At 62.4% G+C, this 7,803-nt stretch carries 6 protein-coding genes and 1 pseudogene; all 7 read left to right on the top strand.

Translation table 11 applies throughout. The features are described from left to right. Positions 1-44: 44 nt before the first annotated feature. The 7 genes and pseudogenes from AAFM29_RS05380 (at position 45) to AAFM29_RS05350 (ending at position 7,734) form a co-directional block, all read left to right on the top strand. Entirely contained in the window at positions 45-419 is a 375-nt protein-coding gene (locus AAFM29_RS05380; protein ID WP_123880465.1) for a hypothetical protein, read from the top strand. Positions 420-482: 63 nt separating this feature from the next. Then, positions 483-1,736, top strand: coding sequence for a TolC family protein (locus AAFM29_RS05375; RefSeq protein ID WP_341711764.1), 1,254 nt, complete (start codon positions 483-485; stop codon positions 1,734-1,736). Between the two features lie 11 nt (positions 1,737-1,747). Continuing rightward, positions 1,748-2,896 (top strand): efflux RND transporter periplasmic adaptor subunit, encoded by a 1,149-nt coding sequence (locus AAFM29_RS05370; protein WP_341711763.1) that lies wholly within the window; start codon positions 1,748-1,750, stop codon positions 2,894-2,896. A gap of 37 nt (positions 2,897-2,933) precedes the next feature. Further along, positions 2,934-6,210 (top strand): annotated as a pseudogene (locus AAFM29_RS05365) (efflux RND transporter permease subunit). 22 nt (positions 6,211-6,232) lie between these two features. Next, positions 6,233-6,604 (top strand): STAS/SEC14 domain-containing protein, encoded by a 372-nt coding sequence (locus AAFM29_RS05360; protein WP_046904065.1) that lies wholly within the window; start codon positions 6,233-6,235, stop codon positions 6,602-6,604. After that, positions 6,601-7,230, top strand: coding sequence for a cation diffusion facilitator family transporter (locus AAFM29_RS05355; RefSeq protein ID WP_008603820.1), 630 nt, complete (start codon positions 6,601-6,603; stop codon positions 7,228-7,230). The genes AAFM29_RS05360 and AAFM29_RS05355 overlap by 4 nt, the downstream gene beginning before the upstream one ends. A gap of 24 nt (positions 7,231-7,254) precedes the next feature. Further along, positions 7,255-7,734: a cation diffusion facilitator family transporter gene (locus tag AAFM29_RS05350; protein ID WP_008603821.1), complete on the top strand. Its 480-nt coding sequence runs from the start codon at positions 7,255-7,257 to the stop codon at positions 7,732-7,734. The last annotated feature ends 69 nt before the right edge of the window (positions 7,735-7,803 follow it).

Below are 7,803 nucleotides of genomic sequence, written 5' to 3'. Positions count from 1 at the left end.
GAACTTGCAATCTTGATGCGGTTTGCTAGGAGCCGTTGGAATCCATGACTACAAGCTATCGTCGCCTTGTCCTGCACCCTTTCGTCGTCCTGCTCATGCTGGTCGCGATGGTGTTCGTGACGGCGGCGGATGCTGCTGCTTGCGGTGCCGAAGTGGCGCCCGGAAGCACGCCCGTTCTGGCTTCGCTCGATAGCGCGTCTGCGTCATCCGCAGCCGCCGATGAAGTGCCGGGCGATCCGGATGCGCCGGCCGAGCAACACGGCGTGTGTGGACACGGCCATTGCCATCACGGGGCGAGCTTTGCCGGCACCGTGCAGAAGAATTCGGTCCCTCACTTGGTCGTGGTTCCCGATGCGCCTCCCGCCGAAGCGCTCGCTTCCGAAATTGCCGACCGACTGAAGCGCCCCCCTCGCGCCTGACGACCGTCACCGCGCTGCATGCCGCAGCGCAGTTCGGATCGTCAGCAGAGGAATTTTCGAAAAATGTCAGCCATTCATTGGCGAGGGGTCCTCCTTGGAGGGCTGTTCCTCGCCGCTCAAGCCACGACCGTGGCGGCGCAGGAGCGTGAGCTTCTGACGCTCGAAGCTGCGCTCGCTCGTGCGGGCATCGTCGACAGCGCAGATGAGCCCCCAGAAAATCCGCGCCTGATCGGACCGCGGGCCGAAGCCGACGCGGCGCGGGCCCTGGTCGACCAGGCGCGGCTGCGGCCCAACCCCGAAATTGCTTTCGAAGCCGAAAACATTGCCGGAAGCGGCGCGTTTTCGGGATTGCAGGCCACCGAGTACACCTTGTCCCTGAGTCAGCGGCTCGAATTGGGCGGCAAACGAGGAGCGCGCGTCCGCGCCGCCCAGGCGGAAGCGCGCGTCGCGACCCTTTCAGGAGCGCTCTCGGTTGCTCAGCTCGGGCGATCGGTGCGCGAACGCTATGTCGAAGCCGTCGCTGCGGCAGCCCGATTGGAACTCGCGCGCGACATAGTCGAGCGCAATCGCGAGCTTGCCAGGATCGCAGGCGTACTGGTCGATGTCGGGCGGGAGCCTCCCCTGCGCTCGCTTCGTGCCGAAGCGGCACTTGCGGAGGCGCTCGCGGAGCTTGAAGCGGCCCTGGCTGCCGACAGTACGGCGAGGAACGCGCTCGCCGCGCTTTGGGGCGAGGCAACACCTGCTACGGACGTGCCTTCGGTGTTCCCCGAGATCGAACCTCCGGCGACGCTGCTCGCGTCACGTTCGGCCTTACGTCTTCAGGTCGCCCGTGCCGAACGCGAGGCCGCGGATGCCGCGATCGCCCGGGAACGCTCTTTAGGCATTCCGGATCCGGCAATATCCGCCGGAATCCGACGGTTCGAGGAAAGTAGAGACCAGGCGTTTCTCGTGGGGGTTTCGATCCCGCTTCCATTCCGAAATCGCAACCAGGGCAACATCGCCGCTGCCGAGGCGCGGCTTCGCGCCGCGACGGCGCGGGAAGCAATCGCCCGCACCGATTTCGAACTCGAGGTCACGCAGGCCCGCGGACAATTTCTGGCAGCCGAAGCGCGGGTCGAGACCCTCGCGGAAACGTCCTTGCCTCAAGCCGAAGAAGCCTTGCGCCTCGTTCGGATTGGCTACCGCAACGGCAGGTTTCCGCTGATCGAAGTTCTGGCTGCGGCCGAAGCACGCGACACCATCCGTGAAGCCTTGATTCAAGCTCAGGAAGATCGTGGTCGCCTGGCGGCGACACTGATCTGGCTCGGTGCACAATGAGGTATTTTCCGATGAACCGTAAACGTCTGGCCGTTGTGATCGGCCTTGCCATTCTCTTTGTAGTCGCGGCGCTCATGCTGTGGCCCGATAACGAAGCTGACCAAATCGCCGAGAAGACGAGTGAGGAGGTCGAGCTTCCCGAAGGCCTTGTCCTGCTTGGCGCCGAACAAATTGAAGCGTCCCAGATAGTGGTCGAAACCGTCGGCCAGGGATCGGTGGTCGAGCTGGTCTTCCCGGCCACCGTCGCGGCAAGCCCGACGGCAAGTGCCCGCATCGATGCCCGCGCGGCGGGCGTGGTCCGCAGTGTCGGCAAAACGCTGGGCGATTACGTGAGGCAGGGCGAGACGATTGCCCGCATCGAGAGCGCCGACGCGGCTGCTCTCGCAGCGCAGTTGAGCGCAGCGCGCGCGAGGGTCAACGAACTGTCCGCTGCCTACGATCGGGAGCGCCGCCTGTTCGAGGCCAATGTCACCGCACGGCAGGATCTCGAGGCCGCGCGAGCAAATCTGCAGGTCGCCCAGTCGGAACTTGCGCGCGCCCAGGCGGCAGTCTCCGCGGCGGGCGTTAGCGGCGACGGGCGCTCCCTTGCGGTTACGAGCCCGCTCGCAGGCCGAGTGACCTCGGCACCTATCGTTCTCGGCTCCTTCGTCGATGCCGGGGAAGAACTCTATCAGGTCGTGAATCCGAGCGGCATGCAGGTCGAGGTTGCCCTCCCGTCGGCTGAAGCAAGCCGCATCCAGCCTGGCGACGAGGCGACGCTGGAAATCGCGGACAACCGGGAAGTGGGTGCGCGCGTGCGGTCTGTCACTCCCTCGCTCGATCCCGAAAGCCGCAGCGCTACGGCGGTCCTGTCGCTGGCAAGGCCGATCCCCGGCCTGCAACCCGGGGCCTTCCTGCAGGCACGTATCCGCCCCTCGGGTGAGGTCGACACAGGCCGCATGTCGGTGCCGGAAAGTGCTGTCCAGACAATTGATGGCGCAGAAGTGGTCTTCGTTCGCACGCGCCGCGGGTTTCAAGCCCGTCCGGTGGTCACCGGTGCGCGTTCGGGAGGACGGGTGGTCATCGAGTCCGGTCTCGAAGCGCAGTGGCGGATCGCCACCGCCAATGCCTTTTTGCTGAAGGCTGAACTCGAGAAGGAGGAGGCCGAGCATGGACACTGATCACATGCAGGACGCGGATCGCTCCCACCGCCATGGCCTGATCGGCATGATCCTCGACGTCGCCGTGCGCTTTCGCTGGGCGATGGTCGTGCTGACGCTCGGTGTGGCAATCTATGGCGTGGTGAATTTGCTGCGCCTGCCCATCGATGCCGTGCCCGATATCACCAACGTACAGGTGCAGATCAACACCGAGGCACCAGCCTTGTCGCCCTCGCAAGTCGAGACGCAGGTCACCTATCCTGTCGAAACCGGGCTTGCCGGTATCGAGGGTCTGGAAATGACCCGCTCGATATCGCGGAACGGGTTCAGCCAGGTGACCGCAATTTTCGAGGAAGGGACCGACATCTATTTCGCGCGTCAGCAGGTCAACGAACGGCTGACGCCCATAAGCGCCTCCCTACCCGAGGGTGCCGAACCGGTGATGGGACCCATCTCGACCGGCTTGGGCGAAGTGCTCATGTATACCATCGAGTACGAGTTTCCTGAAGGCAAGGAAGCACCGCGGGGGGGAGCGGTCGGTTGGCAGTCCGACGGGAGCTTCGTAACCGAACGTGGCGACCGGCTCGACAGCGACGTTGCCAAAGCTGCGTATCTGCGAACCATCCAGGACTGGGTGGTTGCACCCCTCATGCGGTCGGTCGACGGTGTGGCAGGTGTCGACTCGATCGGTGGCTTCGAAAAGCAATACCTCGTTCAACCCGATCCCGCGCGATTGACCGGGTACGGTTTGTCGTTCGACGAAGTAATCGCTGCGCTGGAAGCGGCCAATCTCGCCGAAGGCGCCAATTTCGTCGAGCGGGCCGGTGAAGCCCTTCTCGCCCGGGTCGATGCGCGCCTCGGCAGTGTTGAGGATATCGAGCAGGCGGTCGTTTCCACTCGCGAGGGGGTCCCCATTCGCGTAGGTGACGTCGCCACAGTCAGCATCGGTGGCGACCTGCGAACGGGCGCGGCGTCGCTGAACGGCGATGAAGCGGTCGTGGGCACCGTGCTCATGCGCGCGGGCGAGAACAGCCGCACCGTGTCGGCCGAGGCGGCCGAACGGCTCGAGGAAGTTCGCAGCTCCCTGCCGGAAGGAATTGTCGCGGAGATCGTCTACAACCGGTCTTCCCTGGTCGATGCGACGATCGCGACCGTCGAGAAGAACCTTGTCGAGGGCGCGCTTCTGGTCATTGCGATCCTGTTCTTGCTGCTGGGCAACATCCGGGCAGCGATCATCGCGGCGCTGGTCATCCCCTTTTCCATGCTGATGGCATCGATCGGAATGAACCGGCTCGGCGTTTCGGGCAATCTCATGAGCCTGGGTGCGCTGGACTTCGGCCTGATCGTCGATGGTGCCGTCATCATCGTCGAGAACAGCGTCGCGAGGCTCGCGGCTCGACAGGAACACGAGGGCCGACTTCTTACACTTGGTGAGAGGTTGACGGAAACGCGGCTTGCCGCGCAGGAAATGATCAAGCCAACCGTGTACGGCCAGGCGATCATTCTTCTCGTCTTCGCACCGCTTCTCACCTTTACCGGCGTCGAAGGCAAAACCTTTTCACCCATGGCGATCACGGTCATGCTCGCGCTCGCCTCGGCGTTCGTGTTGTCGCTGACCTTCGTCCCGGCAATGATCGCCATCCTGCTCAACAAGAAGCTGACGGAAAAGGAGGTCAAGCCGATCCGGATCGCCAAGGAGCGATACGGACCGCTGGTCCGCAAGGCGATCACCCGCCCCTGGCCGGTCATCGGCATGGGCGTCGGCGTCTTCGCCTTTGCGGCCTTCGTGTTCAGCTTCCTCGGGAGCGAGTTCACACCGCAATTGGACGAGCGCGACATCGCCGTGCAATCGCTGCGTATTCCTTCGACATCGCTCGAACGTTCGCTCGCGATGCAAAGGCGGGTAGAGGACCGGCTCGAGCAATTTCCGCAAGTCGAGCTTGTCTTTTCGCGGACGGGCACGGCGGAAGTGGCCAGTGACCCGATGCCGCCGAACGCTTCCGATGCGTACGTGATCCTCAAACCCCGTGAGGAATGGCCCGATCCCGACCTCGCCAAGGACGAGTTGGTCGCGCAAATGGAGAGCGCCCTCAGCAGTCTCGTCGGCAACCTTTACGAGTTCAGCCAACCGATCGAATTGCGGTTCAACGAATTGATCGCAGGCGTTCGCGGAGATGTTGCCGTCAAGATCTACGGAGACGATCTCAGCGCCATGACCTCGGCGGCGAACGAGGTTGCGGGCGTGCTGCGCAATGTCGACGGCGCCGCGGACGTCAAGGTCCAGCAAGTGACCGGGTTCCCCACCCTCGATATTGCCTTCGATCGGCCAGCGATTGCCCGTTACGGGCTGAAGGTCGAAGACGTTGCGCAATCGGTGGCGATCGCACTGGGCGATCGCACTGGGCGGTCGGCCTGCGGGCCTCGTTTTCGAAGGCGATCGCCGCTTCGATGTGGTTGTGCGGTTGTCGGACGCGACCCGCGACGATTTCGACCAGTTGGGTGCTTTGCCGGTGCTGCTCCCGAACGGGGCAACCATACCGCTACGCTCGGTTGCCGAGTTCCGTGTGGTGGATGGTCTCGCGGAGGTTCGCCGGGAACAGGGACGCAGACTGGTGATCGTTTCGTCCAACGTGCGAGAACGCGACCTCGGGTCTTTTGTAGAAGAGGCCCAGGAAAGGGTTGCGGCGCAGGTCGAACTGCCCGCTGCCGCGTTTATCGAGTGGGGCGGTCAATACCAGAACCTCCAGGCTGCCCAGGAAAGACTTCAGATAGTCATTCCTATCGCTTTCGCGGTCATTCTCTTGCTGCTTTACATGGCGGTTGGGGGCTGGGTGCCGGCGCTCGCCGTATTCAGCGCGATCCCGTTGGCCCTGGCAGGCGGGATTTTCTCCTTGGCTCTACGCGGGATGCCATTCTCGGTATCTGCGGCGGTAGGCTTTATCGCCCTGTCGGGTGTGGCGACCTTGAATGGCCTCGTGATGGTGACTGCGATCCGTCAGCGGCTCGACAGGGGCATGGCGCTCGATGACGCCATCGTCGATGGTGGATTGGCGCGCCTAAGGCCGGTTCTCATGACCGCGCTCGTTGCATCGCTCGGCTTCGTGCCGATGGCCATTGCGACCGGGACCGGCGCGGAAGTGCAACGTCCCTTGGCGACAGTCGTCATTGGAGGGTTGATCACCGCCACCGCGCTGACCCTTTTCGTCTTGCCCGCAATCTTGAAGCTGGTTTTCGGGACCAGAGAAGATGACCGGACCTGGCGACAGCGTTGGTGGGACAGGCTGCGGCGCAATGTGACAAGCGATGAGCAGCGCGAGCTGAAGGACATCACATGACCGATCGGGAAAGGAGAATACGGTGCTGGCACTGAAGGAAAAGAACGGACTGCTCTGGATACGTGCCGGAGGCAGGCAGGGGGATGAAGCCTATGACCGCTTTGTTCCCCAATTCGAACATATCGCAGAGCGCGAGGCCGGTACCGTCCCGATGGTGATCGAGCTCGCGCCTGACTTTTCGGGTTGGAACTTCGGAGGTCTCTGGCGCGATCTCAAGTTCGACATCCGGCATAAGGATTGTTTCGGCCGGATCGCCATAATCGGCGACAGCGAATGGGAAGAGTGGGGCACGAAATTGTCATCCTCACTCTTCCGCACCGAAATGAAGTTCTTCCGGCCAACACAGCGTAGTCATGCGGAAAGCTGGGTACAAACCGAGGAGGACGCAGCATGAGTGGCGGACATGAGGTCGATGTCGGGTCGCCTGAAAAGCGCAAGACCCTGTGGGTTGTCCTGTGGCTTAACGTGGCCATCGCGATCGGCTTTTTCGCGGTCGGGTATTTTGCCGATTCTAATGCGCTGTTGGCGAACGGCCTCGATAATTCATCCGATGCCATCGTTTATGCGCTCAGCCTGCTCGCGCTGACCCGCTCACGGACCTGGAAACGCGGGGCCGCACGTTTCTCCGGCATCATGCTGCTGATCTTCTCTGCTGGGGTTATCTTCGATGCTTACCGACGGTTTGTGGAAGGGTCCGATCCGGGCGGGATATTGATGATGGCGATGGCGTTCATCGCGGGGATGGTCAATCTCTATTGCCTGCGCCTGCTGCAGAAGATGGAGAACAAGGACGTCAATATGCGGGCGGCGACCACCTTCAGCTTCAACGACTTTATCTCTAATGGCGGGATCATTATCGCCGGCATCATTGTGATGCTGACCGGAACCAACTGGCCCGACCTCGTTGTGGGCATCGCGGTAGCTTGCATCGCTCTCTATGGCGGCATCGAGATTCTGCGCGACGCTCACATGGATAGCCACGACGATGCGGGAACCAAACACGGCGAGAAGAGGAATTGACCCTATTCGATCTTCCTGCACAATGTGTCCGATGCGCTGGCTTCGGCCGGTGTGATCGTGGCTGGCGTGCTCATTCTGCGATACGAACTTTATATCGCCGATCTGACCATCACGGTGGTCATTGGTGACTTTGTGATCTGGCAGGGCGTTACTTTGTTGCCTCGCACGGTGCGTCTCTTGATGGGCGCGGTGCCGGACGAAAGCGAGTTCGATCGCATTGTGAGCGACCTGTGTGACACAGAAGGCGTGGCCGGCGTCCATCACGTCCATGTCTGGAGCATCAGCGAGCATTATCGCGCGCTTGAGGCGCATATCGTTCCTGCCGAATCTTCGTTGCAGGCTTTCGAGGATGTGAAGGCGCGGGCTCGCGGTATGCTCGAGACGCAGCACGCCATCGCCCATGCTACGTTCGAAGCCTGTCTCGCGGCGAACTGTGATCCCGACATGATCCCGGACCATCAGGTCGAGAAGAACCATCACCACAACCATGACCACGACCATTGACAAGCGCGGCGATCGGGTCGGTCGCTGTGGGTAAGCAGCTTGACAGCGCACGACATGAACCGCCCTGCA

It is taken from the genome of Erythrobacter sp. (assembly GCF_038133525.1).
In the GTDB taxonomy this organism is placed as follows: domain Bacteria; phylum Pseudomonadota; class Alphaproteobacteria; order Sphingomonadales; family Sphingomonadaceae; genus Qipengyuania.
The sequence above is the reverse complement of the archived record's forward strand: the minus strand, read 5'-3'. Positions and strand labels throughout refer to the sequence as shown.

Bases quoted from the DNA above. Each gene is read 5' to 3' on its own strand.
- AAFM29_RS05380 (WP_123880465.1), top strand. From the start codon at position 45: ATGACTACAAGCTATCGTCGCCTTGTCCTGCACCCTTTCGTCGTCCTG.
- AAFM29_RS05375 (WP_341711764.1), top strand. From the start codon at position 483: ATGTCAGCCATTCATTGGCGAGGGGTCCTCCTTGGAGGGCTGTTCCTC.
- AAFM29_RS05370 (WP_341711763.1), top strand. From the start codon at position 1,748: ATGAACCGTAAACGTCTGGCCGTTGTGATCGGCCTTGCCATTCTCTTT.
- AAFM29_RS05355 (WP_008603820.1), top strand. From the start codon at position 6,601: ATGAGTGGCGGACATGAGGTCGATGTCGGGTCGCCTGAAAAGCGCAAG.